This window comes from Sporosarcina sp. P17b (assembly GCF_002743115.1).
GTDB classification, from domain to species: domain Bacteria; phylum Bacillota; class Bacilli; order Bacillales_A; family Planococcaceae; genus Sporosarcina; species Sporosarcina ureae_C.
Genome location: NZ_PDYP01000001.1, coordinates 80,682 through 102,101, shown reverse-complemented (window position 1 = coordinate 102,101; position 21,420 = coordinate 80,682). Strand labels below are relative to the sequence as shown.

The following is a 21,420-nucleotide window of genomic DNA, read 5'->3' as shown; positions in this document are numbered from 1 at the left end:
CATTAGCCACCCATGATTTGCTCCTCTTCGCTCTCTTCTTTATTATCATTACTTTTCTTTTTATTATATTGTTGCTCCGGCGTTCGAAGTTCTACGACAATTGGATCTTTCTTGTTTACTGACGTCCCTTCTGTGATGCTTTGTCCAACAACATAACCTTCGCCATTGATTCGAATATCCAACTTTGAAAGATGCGTAAATGAAAGTACCATCTTTTTAGACCAACCTGTCATATCAGGGAATGTCGTGTCTCCTTTTGTTTCCAACAAGACTATCGAATCCTCCGTTAACTTCGTGTCTGCTTTTGGTATTTGTTTGGATACCTTGCCACCCTCTCCGATCAACACGGTTTGGAAGCCATCCTCAACAGCCAAAGAAGCTGCCGTTTCTGCATCTTCTCCTTCGTAATCCCCAACCTTTTTCACTGGAACTACTTGTTCATCATCAGGTGCGATGTTCAAATACTTTAAGCTGTTTTCCATAATTGGATTAAACACTTTCGATACAGGATCTGAACCTAGCTCTCCCGCTTTTAATTTCGGTTGCTGAACTGTTACATAAATCAGGAGTTGAGGGTCATCTATCGGTGCCATTCCAAGGAATGAGTACAAATAGTTCCCAGCCCCCGTCATATAATCCTTACTACCTTTTTGGGGGAGTTGGGCAGTACCAGTTTTACCACCTACTGCGTAATTTTCTAAATGATATTTTTTTGCAGTACCATTTTCTGAAGTAACAGTTGTCGCTAAAATTTCCCGCACTTCTTTAGCGGTCGCTGCAGAGATTGGTGATCCGCTCTCTTCAGGCTCATGATTCTCCAATACTTCTTCCGTATTCGGATCAATAATTTGATCAATTACATACGGCTTCATCATTACCCCGTTATTTGCAATTGCAGAAGCCGCCTGAATCATCTGTAATGGCGTGACCGTTGACCCTTGTCCGTAAGAAGTCGTCAATCTTTCAGATGGATAATTATCTAGTACAACACCGGGCGCTTCATTTGGCAAATCTATCCCAGTTCGTTTTCCAAAACCGAACTTATGAACGTACTCGATAAATTTCTGATCTCCGATTCTTTCCAGCAAGTACGCCATCCCTACGTTAGAGGAACGTTGCAATCCTTCAAGGAAGGTGATCGTGCCCCAGCCATCTACATTGACATCACGAATTGTTTGATCGTAGATTTGATAAGATCCAGATCGGAAATATTCGTCCGGTTCCCATTTACCCTCTTCCACGGCAGTTGCCAACGTGAACATCTTCATTGGAGAACCTGGTTCAATCGTCTGCTCAACTGCATCATTCAGCCAGTTTTCTGTCAGACCTTCCCTAGTCATAGGATTAAACGTTGGCCGCTGGCTCATCGCTAAAATTTCTCCTGTTTTAGGATTAGATACGAGCACTAGCATTTTTTTAGGCGAGTATTCCTCTTCTACTTTATCCATCGCTTCTTCCACGAAATTACTGATTGTCTTATCCAATGTCAGTTTAATCGTCTGACCGTCTTGTGGTTCTTCAATTTGTTTGCTAGCAGTAGGTAATAAAGTACCCCAGACATCCGCTTGGTAATTTACTTTTCCATCGACACCGGTTAGTTGCTTGTCATACGTTTTTTCAAGCCCCATTTTTCCTTTGGTGACTGTTTGGTTATTTTCCGTTTCTTCTTTTTGAGCAAAGCCCACTAAGTACGAAGCGAATCGACCATTAGGATAGAATCGTTTTTTACCCTCTACAAACAAAATACCCGATAATTTTTTTCTATCGAGTTCTTCTTTCATTTTCAATACCGTTTCTCGGTTTAGATCTTTACCGGCACGACCAAACTCAATTTGCCATGCGCCCTCTCTAGCATTTTTCATTTTATCGTAAATTTCACGTTCTTTTAGCGGTAAGTACTTGGCCAGTACTTTAGCTGTTTCTTTATAATCAATCACATGATATTTTCTCTTACTATTTTTACTTGCAGCTTCATTAAGTACAGCGACTACATGATAACTTAATGTATCCGATGCAATTGCCACGTCGTTTCGGTCTACGATAGCGCCGCGGCTAGCTTGTAAGACTGCATTTCTTTCATATTGGTTAGAAGCGATCTTCGCTAATTCTTTACCGTCTACTTGGCCCGTCATCTGAATAAAAAGAATTCTGCCGAATAATATGAAAAAGAGCCCTCCGAATACTACAAACATTAGAAAGGCTCCCCATTGAAAGCGAAACTTCTTCATCGTCCTGGTACGACCTTTACGTTACTTTCGTTAAGGTTCAAACCATTCTCTTGTGCTTTTTTCCAAATACGTTCGTAGGTGGATTTGTCACTCACTTGAATGGACAATTCATTATTCTGTTTTGTAGTATTTTCAATTTCCGTATTCATCAACTGCACTTCTTTATTGACAGCGTTTATATCTGAATGTGTCTGTAAAAGCATAGATGAAGTACCGATTGTAAATGCTGCAAATAAAGTGAACAATACCTTTTCGCCCTTAGAAAAACGTTTTTTTACACGGCGGACAACCTGTTGCTGATTTTGATCAGTATGTTGTTCTACCTCCGGTGTCTGTGGCGTATTAAGGTTCCGTTGTTCTAGTCCCATGGCTTGATTCCCCTTTTCTATTTTTTCTCAATGATTCGTAATTTTGCTGATCTAGCACGTTTGTTATGCTCTATTTCTTCATCTGTCGGAATGATCGGCTTGCGAGTAATTAGTCGGAAGTCCGGATCCATTCCCTCAGGTATAATAGGTAAGTTCGGCGGCAACTCTGGCATAGAAGATGCTTCCTTAAATATGGTTTTACATAAGCGATCTTCAAGTGAATGGAAAGTAATGACGCTGATTCGACCTCCTTCACGTAATAACGTGAGGGCGTCAGTTAAAGATTGCTCAGCTGCTCCCAACTCATCATTTACCGCAATTCGGATAGCCTGGAAAACACGTTTCGCAGGATGGCCACCGGTTCTTCTGGCAGCTGCTGGAATACCCGTTTTAATAAGTTCGGCGAGTTCCCCTGTTGTACGTATAGGCGCATCAGCGCGTGCTTCTTCAATTTTACGGACGATTTGCTTTGAGAACTTCTCTTCACCGTAGCGGAAAAATATCCTAACCAAGTCGGAATACGACCATTCATTGACTACTTCGTAAGCTGTCAATGGCGCAGACGTATCCATGCGCATATCCAATGGTGCATCAAGATGGTAACTGAATCCTCGCTCGGCTGTATCCAATTGTGGAGAAGAAACTCCTAGGTCATATAAAATGCCATCTACATGAGATATTCCCAATTTCGCTAATTCATTTTTCAAGTCCTTAAAGTTTGCATGGACAAATTGTACTTGTGCTGTATAGTGCGCTAGTTTTTGTTGTGCTGCTTCAATGGCCGTCATATCTTGGTCAAAGCAGATTAGTTGTCCTTTAGATGAAAGAAGTTTGACTATTTCTTCACTGTGACCTGCACCACCAAGTGTGCAATCCACGTAAATGCCATCTTCTTTTACATGCAAGCCATCGACGGCTTCATGCAGTAATACTGTTGTGTGGTTAAACATGTTTATTCCGCCTGCTTTCAAAATTCAAAATCAATAAGGTTTTCTGCAATGTCATTAAATGATTCCTCAGATTCCTCGTAGTACGCTTCCCAAAGTTCTGCAGACCAAATTTCAATACGGCTGGATACACCGATAATCATACAGTCCTTTTCAATCTTTGCGAACTCTCGCAAATTGGCAGGTATATTGACTCTCCCCTGCTTATCAAGACTTGCTTCGCATGCTCCCGAGAAGAAGAAGCGAGTGAATGCACGAGCATCTTTTTTTGTGACCGGCAACGCTTTCAACTTTTCTTCAAGCTTTTGCCATTCGTCCAGTGGGTATCCAAACAAGCAATTATCAAGTCCGCGGGTTAAAATAAAGCCATCTTCCAACAGTTCCCGAAATTTCGAAGGAACAATCAGACGACCTTTCATATCAATTGAATGTTGATACTCTCCCATGAACATATAATTCACCCCACTGTATGAAATAATGTACCACATCCCCCCACTTTCCTCCACCCACTTGGCTATTTTTCTTCTCATATTTATTAAAATGTGTCAATAGTACTTCTTTCTGATTTGTTTTCCTGCTCATATCGCGAAAAAACCACTGTTTTCGCTAGTAACACTAGGAATTGTCGTAAGATGAAATCCCAGTGAAAATTAAACAATTAGTGAGTACGAGTGGATTGAAGCTCTAGTTGGGGACGCTTTCCGGTGGGCCCGCGGGAAGAGCCGTAACGAAGGACTGCTTTTGCGAGTAAAAGTGGGGCGTTGAGAGCACAGCTTTGCCCGCAAAATCCCTACCCAGCATCCTTGCTAGTCGATCCATTCAACGCAAATTAAACCCGCCATTCATAGAACGAATGACGGGTTTAAGGGGTTTCTTATAAATACACGAGCTGATGAGATCCATCGAAGGTATACGACTGTTTTAGTAACTCGTCTATCAAGTCTTCGCCAAATTGATTCATGTAGAAGTAAGGCGAATAGAGACGCTCTTGCAAGGAGCCTTCTGGAAATAGCTGTTCAGAAATGACATGGTAACGCTCGTACTGTACATGATGTTTCACTAAGATTGATTGTTCTTTTTTCTTCTGTAAATAATCAAACTGACTCTTATGGAACTGCAAATTCTTTTGAAGTAATTGAAGTAAGCTTGGATCTGTCGTTTCTAAATGTGTATGCAACTTTTCATACTGTGCTTCTAGTTGACTCTTCGTCTCGTCAAGCAAACGATCAAATGGCTCATCCCTTTGTTGCTCTAGCCATTGTTCCTGATGTTCCGGTAATTGATAATCCATTACTTGAGCCATCGTAATATCTGTCAGTTCCAGTGCTTCTTGGACTTGTCTGTTGACCAGTGTGATAGAAAGCCTTGGAACGATGACTGGCATATGGATACCCATAATATGAAATGCATCTTTCAACAAAGACCAATACGCAATTTCACCCGGTCCGCCAACGAATGCTAATACAGGAAATACCAAATCTTGCATAATGGGTCTAGTTGCTACGTTATTACTTAGCAACCAAGGTTCATTCTTGGCAAGCTCATACATCTTCTGCTCCGTGAAGGAAATACCTGATTGTTCATTAACGAACTTTCCGTCTTTTCTTCGGAGCAAAATTCTCCCTGTATCATGAACATAAAAGATGTTGGCATCCGACTCTTCGGATTCGATCGGCTTCGAGTAACCATGTGACTGAAGCTGTTGTTCTGTTGTGTAGATACTTCTTGCCATCGCTTCAGAGCTTTCAATCATTTGCGAAAAATATGGTGATTCCAATTGGCGTAGTGGTTTATAGGCTGCATCCATAAACAACAACCCGTGCTTTGTAAACAAGTCGTTCATCAACGAGGTAAAAAAACCTGTGAACGTTTGCTGTTGTTTCACGGTTTGCAATACATGATCTAGCAACCCGCGTGTATAAGTTGTTTCTCCATAGCTTTTGAAAACTTTTCTGATGAAAGCAGCCATTTCCTTTTGATCGTATGGCGTATCCGAAGCCATCGTTTTCAGAATGGTAGGCTGTTTAAATTGTCGCTTTGCCGCCTTTCCTGCTTTGGCAGTATATGTATGATTAATTTCATTGATGTCATGATCTTCTCCTGCAATCCAAAAAACAGGTATTACGGGTTTCTTTAGTGCTTTGCGTTGTTCTTTTGCCAATAAAATAACAGAAATAGCCTTATGAACAGAATATAAAGGCCCCGTCAAAATTCCCGCTTGTTGTCCTCCAATAACGACAAGTGCATCATTAGAAAGTTCTTGAATATGTTGAGCGGCCAAATCCGATATGCCAAACGGCTCCATATAGTGTTCTATGGCAAGCGCTAGTTGTTCCCGTTGAAATGAACGCCCTTGCAACTCTTCTGCTCTATTCTCATATCCTGCCTGTGTTACTTCATAATCAAAAAATGTATGAAAAAATTGTGGATCATGCCGATACGCTTCCATCAATTTATTCTTTTTTGGCAATTCCATTGTGTCCAAATACATGTCACAAACTCCTTTATGTCGCATACTTATCGCAAGTATATCATTTCATCCGAATAGGATGAATTGATACGCTTATGAGCGCAAATTAGTTCACATAGCGAATAATTTGCAATGTGATTCCGATAACGAACAGCAAGAAGTAAGTTACAGTCAACAACAAGAAATAAGCCCGCCACGTTCTACGTAGTACCCAAGAAGTCCGGAATTCCTTTTCCCTTGAACGTTCCATGATAGAGAAACCTATCGCAATTATGCACAATACACCAATCAATAAAATAGGAAGCCAAACATCCCAAATAGCCCGTATTAAGATTAGCACGGTTAGAACCATGAATGGGGTTGTCCAGTCAATAGCCCAGCCAATTCTTTTTTTCTTCGTAATTCCAATCTTCTTTGCCACAATAATTAATACAATTAAAATAATAAACGGAAACAATAATAATGCCCCAAGTATATTCGTCAACATCCGCTAGATTCACTCCTGTTTATTCCAAGCAACATCGTCTCAAGCATTTGTAAAAAAGGAGCACTTTCACCTTTTCTTTCAATCTCCTTCAAGACTGCCGTTAGAATCGTTTCAATTTCCATCTTTCTTCCTTTTTCTCTGTCTACTAGCATAGAAGATTGATTATGAGCTGTTTTACGGCACACTTCTTCTATATCCTTATAGTTCAATAGATCACTATACTCTTCGAAATTACTTAACAACTCATCACATAACTGATGGAACAATGAATAAAAATGGGGATTCTCCAACAATTGTCCGTTCTTCACTTGCAACAGTGCTGTGAGAGGATTAATTGCACAATTTATCAGTACTTTACGGAAAAGTAAGCGTTCCGAACTTTTTTGTGTAGCGATTGGAAAATTCAGCGGATCGATTTCAGCCATCCACTGAATCGTTGATAGAATCCGCTCATTTTCCGCAATGGTTATAGGCCCAACACCGTTATGTGAAACTGTTCGATCATTTATTCTTCCTGCACCATGCTCAACTGTCGCGAATGACACATGCCCTAGCGAATATTGTTTTACCAACGACAGATGACCTATCCCATTTTGAACAAATAACAAATCCGGTTGTACAGATAATGTACTAATTTCAGACAAGATAACTGGCAATGCATCATACTTCACCGCAATAATCCATAACGCGTCTGTCGGCAATTCCTCAATATGTATGGTTGAACGTACTTCATATGTATTCTTTTCAGGCTCTCTTACTAGACCACTACGTAAGCGCTTTGCTTGTTCCTCGCGCCTTACCCAGAAGGTAACCTCTGCCTGATGTTGAGCTAAATAGGAGCCAATTAACAAACCTATTGATCCTGCTCCCACCACTACAAATTGCATAGCTTTCCTCCTTAAAAAAGAGACCCAGTAAAGGCGTCTCTGTTGGTACATTTTATTATACAGGATAGACAGGATGTTTTCTCGAAGAATTCATAATTTTTTTCGTTTCATAGAATCCAAATCTTTCAGCTAGTACTGAGCGAAGATTATGTGGTGCAACTACTTCGTCAATAATGAGTTCTGATGCCATTCTATAAATATCAATTTCCTCTTTATACTCTTGTTGCTTCTCTTTAATAAATGCGATTTTTTCTTTTGGATCTGTAATGGCTTCGATTTTATTCGAGTACACTGCATTGACAGCTGCTTCAGGGCCCATTACGGCGATTTGCGCAGTTGGCAAGGCAATACAGACATCGGGCTCAAATGCGGGTCCTGCCATCGCATATAGGCCTGCTCCGTAAGCTTTGCGCACAACAACCGAAATTTTCGGGACAGTAGCGGAACTCATCGCCATAATTAACTTTGCACCATGACGGATAATTCCTTGTCGTTCCACTTTCGTCCCAATCATGAATCCTGGCACATCTGCAAGGAACAACAACGGAATAGAGAAAGCATCGCACAGTGTAATGAACTTCGTTACTTTATCTGCGGAGTCCACAAACAGTACGCCACCTTTTACTTTTGGCTGATTGGCAATGATCCCTACAGGCCGGCCGTCAATACGCGCAAGTGTAGTGATGACCTCCCCAGCAAACAACTTCTTGATTTCAAACAAACTATCTTCATCTACCAATTGATCAATTGCCTCATGCATATCGAATGGAGCGTTTTGATTTTCTGGTATGATCTCTTCCAACGTGCGTCCTATCTTCGCCTCACGAGGTGCAGCCATTTTGGCAGGCGCTTCATAGTTTTCAGGGAAGTAGGACAAGTATCTGCGGGCTTCTACAATTGCTTGCTCCTCGCTGTCTACCAACACATCACCACAACCACTTATGGAACAATGCATGCGCGCTCCGCCCATTTCTTCCAACGTCACTTTCTCACCTATAACTTTTTCAGCCATCCGAGGTGACCCTAGATACATCGAAGCATTGCCTTCTACCATAATGACAATGTCACAGAAGGCCGGAATATAAGCCCCACCTGCTGCGGAAGGTCCGAATAAAAGACAAACTTGCGGAATGACACCAGATAAACGTACTTGATTGTGGAATATCCTACCGGCACCACGGCGATTCGGGAACATATCCAACTGATCTGTAATTCGTGCTCCTGCAGAGTCCACTAAATAAAGTAGAGGTACGCGAAGTTTTTCAGCTGTTTCCTGAATACGAATAATTTTCTCTACTGTTCGTGCACCCCACGAACCTGCTTTGACTGTTGAATCATTGGCCATCACACAAACGGTTTGACCATCGATTTTCCCAGTAGCCGTTACAACCCCGTCTGAAGGAAGATCTTTTGCTTCACAATTCGCAAATTTACCATCCTCAGCATACTTACCATCATCAAATAATAAGCGAAGCCGTTCTCTTACAAACAACTTTCCTTGTTCTTCCGATTTAGCATGATATTTTTCTGCACCGCCTGCCATAATGCGAGTAGTGATTTCTTGAAGCTTTTCATTATAAGCCGTCTTTGTCGATTCGTTTTTCAAAGGATTTCCCGCCTTCCATTACGATTGAATAGTCACCAATACGTCATCTTCATCTACGAAATCGCCCTCAGCTCCGTGGATTTTACTTACTGTTCCATCAATTTCCGCTTCAAGCGGAATCTCCATTTTCATCGATTCCAAAATGACGACAACTTGTCCCTTCGTCACTGCGTCTCCTTCTTTCACTTCAATCTGAAAGATCGTCCCTGCCATCGCTGCTTTTACTTCTTGCATACAATCACTCCTCGTATTCTTAGTACTTACATTTGTTGAAAACTATTTCTTTATAGTTAGTGTATCTTATTTATGAAACCGTTTACAAGTAAATGTTAAACAGTCCCGACAGTCTATGCCTATCAGGACCGTAACTTTACTTGCTTTTCGTTAAAAATCGTTGTACTGCTTCATGATGTGCATCGCTTTCCCACAGAACAGAACAAATGCGAGCCTCTTCTTGCATCGCTTGCTCAAGCCCACTCGCTTCCCACTTTCTCGTCGCGATAGATTTATATGCACGGTGTACATTTCTATGCACTTTCAGCTTAGGAGCTAAGAATTGATCAAGTGCAGTTTGGGAATCCCCCTCATACACTTCAGTCGCCCATCCAAGCTCAAGTAATTCTTCGGGCGAATGAACGCTCGCTCTACTCGTAAACTGCAGCATACGATCATGTGGACCGTTTTTCTCGAATAACAATGTTGCGCCACCCCAACCTGACGTGATGGCTAACGTACCCTGAATGAAACCTGCTTTTGCGTGAGACGCAACTAGACGGTAATCACAAGCTGTTGCTAGTTCACAACCGCCACCAACAGCTGTCCCATTCACAAGCGCTATTGTAGGCATCGGCAACGTGGCAATACGGTGCAATATACTTGCTCCCCTACTAAGCATTGGAATAGCATCCTCCGCTGTTTGAAAGCCGTGAAAATCACTTAGGTCTCCCCCTGAACAAAATGCAAGGCTCCCTTCTCCTGTTATGACAGCGAAAGAAATTTCAGGATCATCCTCAATTTTATCTAAGAAAAGTTCAAGCCCCTCCATGACGTCATAATTTATTGCATTTCGCATAGCAGGACGATTAATTGTGAAGCTAGCTATGGACTGATCTATATTTATAGAATAAGACAAAAAAATTCCCCCTTTTTATTCAGCATACCATTTTTGTGTAAAACAAAAAAGACTACCTTGAGCCATGGTCTCAAGGTAGTCTTCTATTTCGTTGTGCAGAATCTAAATTATTCGCCTACAACGTCTTTTCCTTTGTAGTGTCCGCATGATTTGCAAACGTGGTGTGCCAACTTCATTTCTCCACAGTTGCTACAAGTAGTCATACCTGGCGCTTCAATTTTGTAATGAGTTCGACGCATATTTTTCTTCGTTTTAGAAGTTCTTCTCTTTGGTACTGCCATTGGGGGGCACCTCCTTATAAGGGTTTACTCTTTATCGGTTTCAAAAAAATTAGCCAATCCTGCTAAGCGAGGATCCACTGTTTCTCCTGCTTCTTGTCGTTGCGCTTCCAATTCTTCATCGGTTGTATAGGACCAACCTTTGCCTTCAACCTGCTGCATTTCATCTGCGTTATCACAGAATACTTGCATCGGGATCTCTAGCAAAATGAGTTCTTCCAATACAGGAATAAAATCAATTACTTCTCCTTCAACCGGATGAATTTCATCATCCATCTGAAGTGTTTCATCGTCCCAGCTGAATTGCTCAAACGATTCAATAGAGAAAGGATAATCGACGTCTTCCCACGTACGTGCACAAGGCAAAGTCATTGAACCTTCTAACTTAAGCCGGCATGTTAACTTTTTCTCACCAATTGTACATGTTCCACTTACTCGAACAGGCTGAATTGCCCTAATTTCTTGATTCCGATTTTTCACAGAATCCAAATTTACTGCTTCGTCAAACAGTAGCGGGCCTTGCCTATGTTTCCGTAATTGATGAATGGACCATTTCATGTCTATCACCTCAAGACAACAATGTTGATTATAGTATTTAAAATATGGGATGTCAAGATATTTTCTTGTCACCCTAATAAGTTTAACGTTATAATTCATTATACGCAAGTACAGAGGAGGATTTCATTGATAGCTACTGGTATTGTCGTCGAATATAATCCCTTCCATAACGGTCATTTATTTCATCTGAATGAAGCAAAAAGGCTTACGAACGCGAATGTAATCATCGCTGTGATGAGTGGGCATTTTCTTCAACGTGGTGAACCCGCGATTGTCGATAAATGGACACGGACGCGAATGGCTCTCGCTGGCGGGGCTGATCTCGTCATTGAGTTACCCTATGCTTTTTCTACAGCACATGCCCCGAAATTTGCGAAAGGTTCCGTACAAATCCTTGACGCCCTTCAATGCAAATACATTTGCTTCGGCAGTGAAGAAGGGAGTATCGCACCGTTTACGAATAGTTTAGACACAATGGACACAAATAAAGAACTTTACGAAAAAACAATAATGTCTTCCGTGCAAGAAGGTATTAGTTATCCAAATGCATTGCGGATCGCCTATGAAGAAATTTCCCGCACTACTGATGAGCCTTTAGCTGACTTGTCAGAACCAAATAATATTTTAGGTTTTCATTATATGCAGTCTGCAAGAGAAATTAGGTCGGATATGACGCCTGTCACGATCGCGAGAAAAGGTACACATTTTCATGATGAAGCATTACCTGAGAACTCTATTGCTAGTGCTACAGGAATACGCAAAGAGCTGTTTGCAACCGATACGGAGCACGTGCAAACATTCATGCCACCAGCTTCCTTTAAACTTCTCAAACAACTGCCACATCAGAGCTGGGACCATCTCTACCCGTTTCTTCGGTACACGATTCTTCGGGAAGGACCTGAACAATTGGCTCTCATTGAAGATATCACGGAAGGCATCGAGTTTTCTATTTGGCGCGCCGCAAAACAATATTCTACATTTCAACTGTTCATGCAGGCCGTCAAATCAAAACGCTATACGTGGACACGCATACAACGCATGTTAGTGCACATATTGACAGGTTACCGTAAAACGACACGCGCACAAATTAGTAGTCCGTCTTACTTAAGACTTCTCGGCATATCGGAAAATGGAAGAAGTTATTTACGGTCTGTAAAAAAAGAATTACCGTTGCCGCTCATAAGCCGTGCCGGTTCTCACAAAGACCCATCACTGTTGATGGATATCAAAAGTACAGATATTTATATGTGTGGTATCCAAAGAGAGCCAGGACTTGATTTTAAAACACCGCCAATTTTACTGTGAGTGGTTACTTCTCGTCCAATTTTTCCAGATAACTCAGTGCATCATCAATCGTTTTTACAGGTACGACTTTCATTTTCGTACCGATTTTATCCGCAGTTTCTTTCGCTTCTTCATAGTTGGAGCGAAGCTGCGGGTTTTTCTTTTTCACTTCATCCGGTAATTCATCGTCAGGCGCGAAAAATATTTCGATATCTTGACGATCGGCAGCCATAACTTTAAAATCAATTCCACCGATTCTTCCTACAGAACCATCTTCGAGCATCTCACCGGTTCCTGCGATATTATAGCCTTTTGTCAAATCGACATCCACTAAACGATTCATCAATTCCAGCGTAAACATCAAGCCAGCTGAAGGCCCACCAATGTCTTCTGTGCGAATGTCGACCTTTGGCTCTGTTTCTAGTTTGATCTGTTCTTCAAACTCTATACCAAGCCCTGCACGACCATTTGAATCAGGTAATTCTTTTAATTCTATTGGTACATCTAGTTCCTGTTTCCTTCGTTTCACTCGCAATTGTACCTTCTGACCTTCCGACTTATCACCAATCTCTTGCATAAATTCTTTTGCTGAAGCAAGCTCTTGCTGATCGATTGATTGAATGATGTCCCCAACTTCTAGCTTACCCGCAGAAGCACCTGCAGGTAATACGCCTGCCACAAAAACACCGGTAAACTTCCGATTGATTGGCAAACCTGCCTTGTCAAATGCGACGGATATGGCATGTGTTTTGGAATCATTCATCAATTTCTTCTGTCGCACTCCGTACTCTTCGTCACTTTCACCATGCCTTCTCACTTGGGTAGCTGGTAGTAGTTTCATTTTATCGGAAAACTTTGACCACGCATAAGTGATGGGAGTCGCTTTGCCGATTGCAATCGTCATCAAACTAAATGTTCCTGCATCATCTGTATCTCCGCCTGCTACTTCTACAAGCGGTGCTAAATCATACGCTCCACCTGGCCGAGAAATATACATATCTAACGGATAAAGTGCTATAACAGCGATTACTATTAGGATTACTGCCGCTATTCCCCATTTCCGCATTTTCATAAAAGTTCACCTCCATTAATAGCCTGTACGAATACTACATATATATTACGGTAGATTTTATTGTAATTCAAAAATAAGGAAGGAGTGCGACAGATGCTTATTAAATTGCGATTCTGCCGTATCGAACAATGAGTAACGTACTCGTCATCTGGGCACTGATTATTTTATTTATTTTGCAACCAGATGTCGCACATGAAGGAGCCGTCACTGGTGCTCAATTATTCACTACTGCGTTACTTCCCTATTTGCTACCTTATATAATTTTAACGCAGTGGTTATTGAAAATGCCGAGCAAACGGGTCACCAGTCAATGGAGTCGATACATAAAAGCTTATGTGCTTGGTTCGTTTGGCGGCTTTCCTGTAGGTGCCGTGACTGTTAGTGAAATGAAGAAGAACGGCGAGATTTCTGCAGCTGAAAGTAGTTTGCTCGTTGCCTCCTGTCATGCACCAGGACCCATGTTTATTATCGGCTTTGTTGGTAACGAATTATTCGGCAGCACAACGAGTGGCTGGAAGTTGTTGATTGCCATTCATTTAGCTAATATCATATTTTTCATATTGGCGATGTCAATTATAGGCAGGCGGCATCAAGAGAGCATTGTGCCAATTGTTCCTGAACAACACAGCACGTCTCCTTTACTTCGCTCTATCAAGGACAGTTCCTCAGTTATTTTATTGGTGGCAACAACGGTTATATTCTTTTCTTCACTCAGCAATGTGCTTTCGTATTCTATTTCTTCTGTCATCACGGTTGATATGGGCGTGACAAAAACTTTATTACTCGCTGTGTTCGAAATGACTTCCGGAGTCCAGTCTGCCACTGAACATTTTGCCGGGGAAGCAATTTATCCGATGCTCATCGCGGCTATTCTCTCGATCAACGGCCTGAGCATCCATATGCAAGTCATGACGATCGCTAAGGGCGCCGGCATACGAATATTCCCCTATGTCATCGCAAGAGTCTGGAACACGTTGCTCGTGCCTGTACTGTTCATTTGGATTTATTGAGTTAGTGTAAATGTGTTTAAAGGTAGTAGGTGGCAGGGGTTTAGGGGTGGGGATCTGCGCTCTAGGCGGACGCGTTCGGGAGGGTGGGCGGTGAACCACTGATCCTCCCCGAGTCGCCGCCTGCCGCTCCAATCCCTTGCAATGTGAGTGGAAGATACTTTTTGTTGTACATTAAAGTAAGTGTTGTAAACCATTCTGAACTTCTTTATTTGAACTTAAAACAAGTTAAAAAACAAGAATTAACACACTAGCTACAGTGAGTTATCTAAGTGTCTCCACTATAAATGTAAGATGGAAGCGGAAGTTGGGGGCGAAGTGCAAAGATGTGCTCCTAACGCTGCGCTTTTACTCGCAAAAGCCGTTCTTCGTTACGGCCCTTCCCGCAGGATCAGCTCGAAAGGCGAGACAACTAAAGGAACGCAGTGACTAGTTTGCTCACCGCAGGCCCATAGGAAAGCGTCCGCCAGCTTGAGCTTCCATCCCTTCGCACTTACTCTTAACTCACATGTCGAAAGGTATTCGTTTCTGCACTCTACACAAAAAAGGATGCCCATAATGGACATCCTTTTTCATTCTCGAAAAACATTTTTATTTTCTGAACTTTTCCTTCAGTGCCGCATTGACATGTGGCGGGACGAGGGAAGAGACATCTCCACCGTAACGTGCGACTTCTTTGACGATGCTTGAGCTAAGGAATGAATACTGGCTCTTCGTCATAACGAAGAACGTTTCAATGCTTTCATCCAACACTCGGTTCATCGATGTGATTTGCATCTCATACTCAAAATCCGAAATCGCACGCAAGCCACGAACGATGACCGATGCGTTAATTTCCTGCGCGTAATCAATCAATAATCCCGAAGATGTGTCAATCTTGACATTGTCATATTTCGACGTTACTTCTTGAATAAGCGCTATACGCTCCTCTACCGTGAATAACGGCTTTTTAGAAGAGTTATTCATTACTGCTACGTGAACTTCCCCAAATGTTTTTGCTGCTCTTGCTATGATATCTAAATGTCCATTCGTTACCGGGTCAAAACTTCCTGGCACGATTGCGATTTGTGTCATGCTGTTAGCCTCTTTTCTCGTAAATCGTAATAGCAGTGTTTCCATAGTTGGCAGAACTGACTTGAATATATGTATCGTACTTTTCGGGCAAATCTATATGTTTATCGTGTTCACAAATGATTGTTGCATCTTCCGCCACTAGTCCTTGTGCTATTACGTCTTTAATAACATCATAGTATTCTACCGTTGCATAGGGAGGATCTACAAACAGTAGATCTATGACAACTTCTTTTTGCTTAAGAATTGCCGCAGCTTGTCGGGCATCTTTTTTCTCAATCTGCAAAGCCCCCTCCATACGGCACTTCTCTGCATTCGCTTTAATTATAGCGCATGCTTTGGGATTCTTTTCAAACACAATGGCTTTTTCCATCCCTCGTGATAGTGCCTCAATGGCGATGGAGCCACTGCCGCCAAACAATTCGACAACAGTGCCTCCATCGAAATATGGGCCAATCTTGTTAAATATGGATTCCTTTACTTTGTCTGATGTAGGTCTAGTAGACGTACCTGGTAGAGATTTTAAAGGTGTTCCTTTTCTCGAACCGGAAATGACTCTCACTCATTTTCCATCTCCTTTATCAACTTTTCAATTTGTTCGATCGTTATGGTTTCATCGGACTTATCAATTAATACTAAAAAGATACGCCGTAGCCAATTTTCATCAAAATACATTTTTTTATTAATTGAAGTATAAGGCTTTTCTTTGTAATCATATTTGCGGTTATTCATGACGTAGAATGGCCCTACTTTAGAAAATCGATAGGTGCGGCTTGGACTATCGATATAAATCGACTGCTCGTTTGAACGGATAGTATAGCCCATCTTCGATAATAACTCTTCTGCCGGATAAAAACTTTTCCCATTCTGCACTACTACTTTGACTTCAGGAACTTCCTCTCCATCGAGCATCACCAGACGTGGATCCAGTAATAGGAATGGATAGTTATATCGTTCCTCTTTCATTGTTTTTTGGAAATACTGTGTATCGAATGCCAGTATATTTGACAATGATTGATCTAAATCGGATGACGAAATTTCTTTACCTATTTTCTCATGGATGTTTTGACGGAATGACTGATACTGCTCTTCAGAGATCGAATCTTTCAAACGAAGAAATGCTCCTTGTTCCGCTTTCGTTCCCACTGGCTCGTCTCCAAGTATAGAAGCAAGCATACTATTCATGGATGGCTCGTCCGTTGGTAAAACGAAACGTGACTGCACACTCATTCTAGCTACTTGTTTAATCACTTGAGACATATTGCCGGTTTTCTCCACAATAAATCGCTCAGCATACAGTGGTTGATTACGTGGAGCTAACACTACACTCACATGGTTTCCACCGACACTTTCAAGCATTTTCACTAAACGATCATTATGTTTTTTGTCAATACCTTCACCGAACAGAGTCAGCTTGTTTGAAGAGTATGCCAGCGGAACGTCCTCAGGCTGCCAATACAGCTCATTAACAAATCCTACTCCGCGGTATAATCGATACGTTATACGCTCTTTATCGGCCTTCCCTACACGTTCAAGACCTGTTACCCACATACCGCCAATATTTTGTTCGTCTGTCATATGAAGAACAGTCGTCAATGGTTTGGCATCCTTCAATAATACAAATGGCTTTTTAAATAACTTTCTACTTGTTAGCGGCTGTTTTTTTGGCATTTTATACATAATGGACTGCTGATCACGTTCTCCCTCTTCAAACGCTACACTGGAATCATTCAGACGGGCACATGACGAAGAATCCTCCACTTCACAACCTCGCTCGACACTTCCTTCTGGCCAAATAATTTCGTGTCTGCTTTCGGATAAGTTATAAAAGTGATGACGGATATACAATCCATCTGCTCGATTAACGACTTCGATTTCTTGACGATACGTTCCTGAATTCGCGCCTTCTCCATCTGCATTTGCTGACTGGCTGTAGTGTAAATAAACGAGTCCACCGTTTACTGCCGCCAAAAGAAATAAAATCCTGACAATAGCTTTCAACGTACAACACCTCATCACATGGTATGATGGATACGAACCATTACTAATCGCCTGAAAGGAAGCGCTTGATTATGATCCAACAACGTTTTATCGAACTAGGAGAAGGCTATAGTGACATCTATGAATTGCTTGAATTAATGTCCACAAACTCCCATCGAATTCATAAGTCTTATATTTTTTCATCCAAACACAACTCTAATGAACAGTTGTCATTCGCTGTTTCTTTTTCCCCTGCTACTGAGAACAATCATTTCATGCCGATCTATATTTGCAGGGAAGGAATTCGTTATTCTGCAGACAAGCCATCTAAACGCTATGACATGTTTGTTGAACATGCAGAATCACTGAATAAAAAACCCGTTAGAGTAGAGATAAAGCATTCATCTCAATTTGCTGAGAAAGAGCTATTTTATCAGTATATCACTGGGATCTTACGCTTAAACCACTTGTTGCCGCCGCTAAATTAATAAAGCGGCAACAAGTTACAAACCTGTTTTATAATCGTATTCTTTTGCTTTATCTGGCTTTGCATTTTCATATACTGTGCTGACAAAGGGACGCTGCGAAGGCAATACTTTCCGTACAGCCGATAAACGCTCCAACTTAGTGATTGTTGTTTCCACGTCTTCCATATCACAGTAAAGCACAACGTATTTCATTCGTTTTGAAATATAATGAACATGCCCAAATTTGCGCAATGATTTTGCTTGTTTTAAATGATGGAGATAGACAATTATTCCTTGTCGATCAATCATGATTCTCCCCCTCTTTCTTACTCCATACAATACCATAGGTGAGAAAAGTCCTGCAACCTTGCATATGAAATGTTTGTGTGAAGGTACGTGCTCTCGGACCGAACCTCAATCTTTGTTTGCACACCTTCTCTTAGATAGGTTACACTTAATAAGACATTTATTTGAATCCTCACTGTCTATTTTACACATGATGAGGGTTACAAATATTTTATATTCGGTTGCAACACAAACTTCTGCTATACAAGAAAGAGAAGAGATACTATTTATTGAGGAGGTTCTAAATTGGGTAGAAAAACAAATGTTGCAATAACTGTGGGGGCGGCGAGTGTAGCTGCATGGGCTGCTTCAAAAGTAATAGCAAAACAAGAACCTCGTGCCGAAAAGAAAGCGCTTCGTTTTTCGGAAATAGCTGTTTTGACTGACCCACAAATGCGCCAGGACGCAGAAGTTGATCCACTTTCCGCTTATACGAAAGTAGCTGATTTAGGTGTTCACGGATTCGCGATAGATGTACAGCTAACAAAAGATGAAGAAATTCTTTTAGTGCCAAGTCAGGAAGTTATACTTTCCGACGAAATCTCCGACTATACACTAAAAGAAATCCAAACTGAATATAGCAGTGCCGATGAACTTGATACTTTGCAGGATGGTTTATCTGTTGTATCGCTTCGTGAACTGTTGGAGAAGTTCCCCCAACTATTGCTGGTCATCTCTATGAGTGATTCACCTACTACGTACGAAGGTAGTTTAATCCCTTCGAAGTTGTGGCGTTTACTAAAAGAAATGGATGCTACTGAACGAGTTGTCGTAACAAGTCTATACGATGAACAAATTGATCGGTTTAATCTATATGCGCAGAATTCTGTTGCATTAGGTGCCGGAAGTGAGGAAATCAAAAAAGCATACGTTGCGTATTCGAGCAAGTTCGGTCATTTGTACCGTCCAAATGCAGACCTCTTCTGCTTGCCCGAAAAACTTGGCATGTTCCCACTAGCTTCAGAAGGTTTCGTCCACTTTTTACAAGACCTGAATATTACCGTATTTTATGAGATGAATGAAACAAGTGAACTTTCGAAGTTAGCTAAATTGAATGTAGACGGCTTTATAACAAGTCACCCAAAACAGTTACTAACCTTTTTTAACGAGAACTAAACTCTGCTGACTTTTGCAGGGTTTTATTTATGGATAAAGTGATTGAATACGGCACTGTGGATCGATATTTTCAGCTGTTCTGTTACATGTACAACAAATAAAAATAACCCCTTGCAGAGAAACTTCTCTGCAAAGGGGTTATTTGTAGTTATAAAGTTCATTATGCTGAACAAGAACAGCTGCCGCCTGAGCCGCATCCGCCGCCACAAGAACTGTTGGAGAATGTCCCGTCTCCTGCAGGTACTTTCACTGCATCGGAAACCGACTGGCCAATCAGAATACCTATTTCATCTAGCAAATCCTGAACGTCATTTTCAGCTAGACGCAAGGCCGCCACCTCGTCTTGTAAATCCAGTTCACGCTTTTGAAGACGAATACTCTTCATAATTACTTTATAATCTGGATGATAGCGTCCAAAGCGCTGTACATCCTCATATTGTTCTTTCATTTTAGTGAAATCCATGATCTGCTTTCGTAGATCAGCGTTTGAATATACACGGTCGTGTGCGTCTTGATAGGTTTTCACCACTTCAGAACGCAGCAGCATATCGGAAAGATCTTCCGCCATATCGATGACTCGCATCCACTCATCTGTCATCATTACCAATTGCCGCACCTCCTATCACAACCATCATATCAAAAAACGGGTTGCTCGACTATTCATTAAGATTTTTATTTTTACGTATTTCGGCTACTAAATGATTTTTTTACTTCTTCCATATCGCAAAAGTGAGTAGTTTGATTTCCTATTTGCTGAATCTGTTCATGTCCTTTACCTGCAATGAGTACAATTTCCCCTGGTTGCGCTTGGCTGATAGCATATTGAATTGCAAGATGACGATCGATCAAGATATCGATCGGTGTTGAAAAACCTGCCATGCCTGCCAATATGTCTATGATAATTTGTGACGGATCCTCTTTCCTTGGATTATCTGATGTTAAAATTACATGAGAACTATAGTGAGCAGCTACTGCACCCATTTGTGGGCGTTTCTCACGGTCCCTTTCACCTCCACATCCAAATACAGTGATCAATCGTCTAGAGCGATCTGACAACGCCTGCAGAACGGCTTGCAACGCATCCGGTGTATGTGCATAGTCCACATAAACTTCGACTCCCACTTCTTCGTATTTCTCTAGACGTCCGGTAGGTAAACGTAAGCCGCTCACATGTGGTCTAATCGCCCGTAAAGAATAGCCTAGCGCTATAAGTGCACATATAGCAGCCCTAGCATTCATTTCATTATGTTGACCTTGATTTGGAAATAATGGTGCTTGCTGTTGCTTTCCATTGATATGTTGACTACTGAAATAAATAGGTGTATCAGACATTCCCTCGCCTATTGCGCGACAAATTTCGTCATCTTCATTTATCACAAGCTGATCAGCCAGTGAGGTCAATAACTTTTTCGCCTCTATATACGGCTGTCTACCCCCATGTTCTGCATAATGATCCATTCCGATATTCAAGAAAACACCTACAGTTAACGGACAATGCGCCAATCGATTAGTTGATAATCCAATCGAAGAAGCCTCAAGAACGATATGCGTCACTTGCTGATTAATACATCTACGTAAAATCGGATGAAATTGTTCCGCTGGCATCGTTGTCATAGAGTCTTGAATCGTCTCCATCAACTTCCCGTCTATATAAAGTCCTGTTGTTCCTATAACAGCAGTTTTATGCCCAAGTTTATTTAACAATTGTCCTATAAAGTGACTGACTGTAGTTTTACCATTCGTTCCTGTAACGCCAATGATTAGTAGTTCTTCAGCCGGATCACCGGAAAGTTTTGCACTTCCATACGAAATAAATAGCGAACTATCAGGAACAAGAACCACCGTAATATTAGATGGTATATGCGTAAGATCTATGTTCGTTCGATCGATTACGAGTGTCTTGGCTCCATTAGATATTGCTTCTTCAATAAATGACGTTCCATCTGCCATAACCCCTTTCTTTGCAACAAATACATACTTCTCCTTTACCCTCTTTGAAGATTCCGTGATTCCATTGATATTTAACCGTATGGATCCCTGTAAAATAGTGCATGGCCAATCCTTTAGTAATTCAGATAAAAGCAAGGTATCCCGCCCCTTCCCGAACATTTTATTCG

Annotated in this window: 23 protein-coding genes; 4 read left to right on the top strand and 19 right to left on the bottom strand. The window is 41.4% G+C overall.

All coding sequences use genetic code 11. From position 1 onward, the window contains the following. Positions 1 to 2 precede the first annotated feature (2 nt). The 12 genes from CSV76_RS00530 to CSV76_RS00475 all read right to left on the bottom strand — a co-directional run bounded on the left by CSV76_RS00530 (position 3) and on the right by CSV76_RS00475 (position 10,961). Entirely contained in the window at positions 3 to 2,192 is a 2,190-nt protein-coding gene (locus CSV76_RS00530; protein WP_233204375.1) for a penicillin-binding protein, read from the bottom strand. Between the two features lie 32 nt (positions 2,193 to 2,224). Continuing rightward, positions 2,225 to 2,596 (bottom strand): cell division protein FtsL, encoded by a 372-nt coding sequence (gene ftsL, locus CSV76_RS00525; RefSeq protein ID WP_085428561.1) that lies wholly within the window; start codon positions 2,594 to 2,596, stop codon positions 2,225 to 2,227. A 17-nt stretch (positions 2,597 to 2,613) separates the two neighbouring features. Then, positions 2,614 to 3,546 (bottom strand): 16S rRNA (cytosine(1402)-N(4))-methyltransferase RsmH, encoded by a 933-nt coding sequence (gene rsmH, locus CSV76_RS00520; protein WP_099624466.1) that lies wholly within the window; start codon positions 3,544 to 3,546, stop codon positions 2,614 to 2,616. Positions 3,547 to 3,563: 17 nt separating this feature from the next. After that, positions 3,564 to 3,995: a division/cell wall cluster transcriptional repressor MraZ gene (gene mraZ / locus CSV76_RS00515; RefSeq protein ID WP_085429104.1), complete on the bottom strand. Its 432-nt coding sequence runs from the start codon at positions 3,993 to 3,995 to the stop codon at positions 3,564 to 3,566. 422 nt (positions 3,996 to 4,417) lie between these two features. Next, positions 4,418 to 6,034 carry a bacillithiol biosynthesis cysteine-adding enzyme BshC gene (bshC, locus tag CSV76_RS00510; protein WP_158232592.1) on the bottom strand — a complete coding sequence of 539 codons (1,617 nt, stop codon included), beginning with the start codon at positions 6,032 to 6,034 and terminating at the stop codon, positions 4,418 to 4,420. Positions 6,035 to 6,119: 85 nt separating this feature from the next. Next, positions 6,120 to 6,500, bottom strand: coding sequence for a DUF3397 family protein (locus CSV76_RS00505; protein ID WP_085428559.1), 381 nt, complete (start codon positions 6,498 to 6,500; stop codon positions 6,120 to 6,122). Beyond that, complete coding sequence (locus tag CSV76_RS00500; protein WP_158232720.1) at positions 6,494 to 7,387, bottom strand: ketopantoate reductase family protein; 894 nt, start codon at positions 7,385 to 7,387, stop codon at positions 6,494 to 6,496. Before CSV76_RS00500 ends, CSV76_RS00505 begins: the two co-directional genes overlap by 7 nt. A 55-nt stretch (positions 7,388 to 7,442) precedes the next feature. Then, positions 7,443 to 8,930 (bottom strand): acyl-CoA carboxylase subunit beta, encoded by a 1,488-nt coding sequence (locus tag CSV76_RS00495; protein ID WP_099624597.1) that lies wholly within the window; start codon positions 8,928 to 8,930, stop codon positions 7,443 to 7,445. A gap of 81 nt (positions 8,931 to 9,011) precedes the next feature. Further along, positions 9,012 to 9,227 carry an acetyl-CoA carboxylase biotin carboxyl carrier protein subunit gene (locus CSV76_RS00490; RefSeq protein WP_085428557.1) on the bottom strand — a complete coding sequence of 72 codons (216 nt, stop codon included), beginning with the start codon at positions 9,225 to 9,227 and terminating at the stop codon, positions 9,012 to 9,014. A gap of 136 nt (positions 9,228 to 9,363) precedes the next feature. Continuing rightward, positions 9,364 to 10,125 carry an enoyl-CoA hydratase/isomerase family protein gene (locus tag CSV76_RS00485; protein ID WP_099624465.1) on the bottom strand — a complete coding sequence of 254 codons (762 nt, stop codon included), beginning with the start codon at positions 10,123 to 10,125 and terminating at the stop codon, positions 9,364 to 9,366. 107 nt (positions 10,126 to 10,232) lie between these two features. Then, a complete protein-coding gene (gene rpmF / locus CSV76_RS00480; RefSeq protein WP_085428555.1) occupies positions 10,233 to 10,406 on the bottom strand; it encodes a 50S ribosomal protein L32 in 174 nt (57 codons plus the stop codon). A 24-nt stretch (positions 10,407 to 10,430) separates the two neighbouring features. Then, positions 10,431 to 10,961, bottom strand: coding sequence for a YceD family protein (locus CSV76_RS00475; RefSeq protein ID WP_085428554.1), 531 nt, complete (start codon positions 10,959 to 10,961; stop codon positions 10,431 to 10,433). A 126-nt stretch (positions 10,962 to 11,087) separates the two neighbouring features. Between CSV76_RS00475 and CSV76_RS00470 the strand changes: the two genes are divergently transcribed. After that, positions 11,088 to 12,266: a nucleotidyltransferase gene (locus CSV76_RS00470; protein ID WP_099624464.1), complete on the top strand. Its 1,179-nt coding sequence runs from the start codon at positions 11,088 to 11,090 to the stop codon at positions 12,264 to 12,266. 4 nt (positions 12,267 to 12,270) lie between these two features. On the opposite strand, the gene CSV76_RS00465 is transcribed toward CSV76_RS00470, so the two are convergent. After that, the gene (locus tag CSV76_RS00465) at positions 12,271 to 13,317 is read right to left on the bottom strand and encodes a SepM family pheromone-processing serine protease (RefSeq protein ID WP_085428552.1); all 1,047 of its coding nucleotides are present in this window, start codon (positions 13,315 to 13,317) and stop codon (positions 12,271 to 12,273) included. Positions 13,318 to 13,445: 128 nt separating this feature from the next. Between CSV76_RS00465 and CSV76_RS00460 the strand changes: the two genes are divergently transcribed. Further along, a complete protein-coding gene (locus tag CSV76_RS00460) occupies positions 13,446 to 14,327 on the top strand; it encodes a hypothetical protein (protein ID WP_099624463.1) in 882 nt (293 codons plus the stop codon). Between the two features lie 588 nt (positions 14,328 to 14,915). On the opposite strand, the gene coaD is transcribed toward CSV76_RS00460, so the two are convergent. From coaD to CSV76_RS00445, 3 genes are read right to left on the bottom strand one after another with little or no spacing between them, the layout of a single operon-like run. Next, on the bottom strand, positions 14,916 to 15,398 hold the full coding sequence (gene coaD, locus CSV76_RS00455) for a pantetheine-phosphate adenylyltransferase (RefSeq protein ID WP_099624462.1): 483 nt from the start codon (positions 15,396 to 15,398) through the stop codon (positions 14,916 to 14,918). Between the two features lie 4 nt (positions 15,399 to 15,402). Beyond that, the gene (gene rsmD / locus CSV76_RS00450; RefSeq protein WP_085428549.1) at positions 15,403 to 15,957 is read right to left on the bottom strand and encodes a 16S rRNA (guanine(966)-N(2))-methyltransferase RsmD; all 555 of its coding nucleotides are present in this window, start codon (positions 15,955 to 15,957) and stop codon (positions 15,403 to 15,405) included. Continuing rightward, positions 15,954 to 17,396, bottom strand: a complete 1,443-nt coding sequence (locus tag CSV76_RS00445; protein WP_099624461.1) for a hypothetical protein — start codon at positions 17,394 to 17,396, stop codon at positions 15,954 to 15,956. Before CSV76_RS00445 ends, rsmD begins: the two co-directional genes overlap by 4 nt. Positions 17,397 to 17,467: 71 nt before the next feature. Here CSV76_RS00445 and CSV76_RS00440 point away from each other — a divergent pair, with 71 nt between their 5' ends. Then, positions 17,468 to 17,863, top strand: coding sequence for a DUF7147 family protein (locus CSV76_RS00440; protein ID WP_085428547.1), 396 nt, complete (start codon positions 17,468 to 17,470; stop codon positions 17,861 to 17,863). Positions 17,864 to 17,878: 15 nt separating this feature from the next. Here CSV76_RS00440 and CSV76_RS00435 read toward each other — a convergent pair whose 3' ends face one another. Beyond that, complete coding sequence (locus tag CSV76_RS00435) at positions 17,879 to 18,151, bottom strand: YlbG family protein (RefSeq protein ID WP_085428546.1); 273 nt, start codon at positions 18,149 to 18,151, stop codon at positions 17,879 to 17,881. Between the two features lie 282 nt (positions 18,152 to 18,433). On the opposite strand from CSV76_RS00435, the gene CSV76_RS00425 reads away from it, so the two are divergent. Further along, positions 18,434 to 19,303 (top strand): glycerophosphodiester phosphodiesterase, encoded by an 870-nt coding sequence (locus CSV76_RS00425; RefSeq protein WP_085428544.1) that lies wholly within the window; start codon positions 18,434 to 18,436, stop codon positions 19,301 to 19,303. A 160-nt stretch (positions 19,304 to 19,463) separates the two neighbouring features. Here CSV76_RS00425 and CSV76_RS00420 read toward each other — a convergent pair whose 3' ends face one another. Further along, positions 19,464 to 19,904, bottom strand: coding sequence for a YlbF/YmcA family competence regulator (locus tag CSV76_RS00420; protein WP_085429102.1), 441 nt, complete (start codon positions 19,902 to 19,904; stop codon positions 19,464 to 19,466). Between the two features lie 77 nt (positions 19,905 to 19,981). Then, a complete protein-coding gene (locus CSV76_RS00415) occupies positions 19,982 to 21,412 on the bottom strand; it encodes a UDP-N-acetylmuramoyl-L-alanyl-D-glutamate--2,6-diaminopimelate ligase (protein WP_085428543.1) in 1,431 nt (476 codons plus the stop codon). Between the last annotated feature and the right edge of the window lie 8 nt (positions 21,413 to 21,420).

Excerpts from the sequence above, each read along its gene's own strand:
- CSV76_RS00530 (WP_233204375.1), bottom strand. The coding sequence starts at position 2,192 with ATGTTTGTAGTATTCGGAGGGCTCTTTTTCATATTATTCGGCAGAATT.
- ftsL (WP_085428561.1), bottom strand. The coding sequence starts at position 2,596 with ATGGGACTAGAACAACGGAACCTTAATACGCCACAGACACCGGAGGTA.
- rsmH (WP_099624466.1), bottom strand. The coding sequence starts at position 3,546 with ATGTTTAACCACACAACAGTATTACTGCATGAAGCCGTCGATGGCTTG.
- mraZ (WP_085429104.1), bottom strand. The coding sequence starts at position 3,995 with ATGTTCATGGGAGAGTATCAACATTCAATTGATATGAAAGGTCGTCTG.
- bshC (WP_158232592.1), bottom strand. The coding sequence starts at position 6,034 with ATGTATTTGGACACAATGGAATTGCCAAAAAAGAATAAATTGATGGAA.
- CSV76_RS00505 (WP_085428559.1), bottom strand. The coding sequence starts at position 6,500 with ATGTTGACGAATATACTTGGGGCATTATTATTGTTTCCGTTTATTATT.
- CSV76_RS00500 (WP_158232720.1), bottom strand. The coding sequence starts at position 7,387 with ATGCAATTTGTAGTGGTGGGAGCAGGATCAATAGGTTTGTTAATTGGC.
- CSV76_RS00495 (WP_099624597.1), bottom strand. The coding sequence starts at position 8,930 with ATGGCAGGCGGTGCAGAAAAATATCATGCTAAATCGGAAGAACAAGGA.
- CSV76_RS00490 (WP_085428557.1), bottom strand. The coding sequence starts at position 9,227 with ATGCAAGAAGTAAAAGCAGCGATGGCAGGGACGATCTTTCAGATTGAA.
- rpmF (WP_085428555.1), bottom strand. The coding sequence starts at position 10,406 with ATGGCAGTACCAAAGAGAAGAACTTCTAAAACGAAGAAAAATATGCGT.
- CSV76_RS00475 (WP_085428554.1), bottom strand. The coding sequence starts at position 10,961 with ATGAAATGGTCCATTCATCAATTACGGAAACATAGGCAAGGCCCGCTA.
- CSV76_RS00465 (WP_085428552.1), bottom strand. The coding sequence starts at position 13,317 with ATGAAAATGCGGAAATGGGGAATAGCGGCAGTAATCCTAATAGTAATC.
- CSV76_RS00460 (WP_099624463.1), top strand. The coding sequence starts at position 13,446 with ATGAGTAACGTACTCGTCATCTGGGCACTGATTATTTTATTTATTTTG.
- coaD (WP_099624462.1), bottom strand. The coding sequence starts at position 15,398 with ATGACACAAATCGCAATCGTGCCAGGAAGTTTTGACCCGGTAACGAAT.
- CSV76_RS00440 (WP_085428547.1), top strand. The coding sequence starts at position 17,468 with ATGATCCAACAACGTTTTATCGAACTAGGAGAAGGCTATAGTGACATC.
- CSV76_RS00435 (WP_085428546.1), bottom strand. The coding sequence starts at position 18,151 with ATGATTGATCGACAAGGAATAATTGTCTATCTCCATCATTTAAAACAA.
- CSV76_RS00420 (WP_085429102.1), bottom strand. The coding sequence starts at position 19,904 with ATGATGACAGATGAGTGGATGCGAGTCATCGATATGGCGGAAGATCTT.
- CSV76_RS00415 (WP_085428543.1), bottom strand. The coding sequence starts at position 21,412 with ATGTTCGGGAAGGGGCGGGATACCTTGCTTTTATCTGAATTACTAAAG.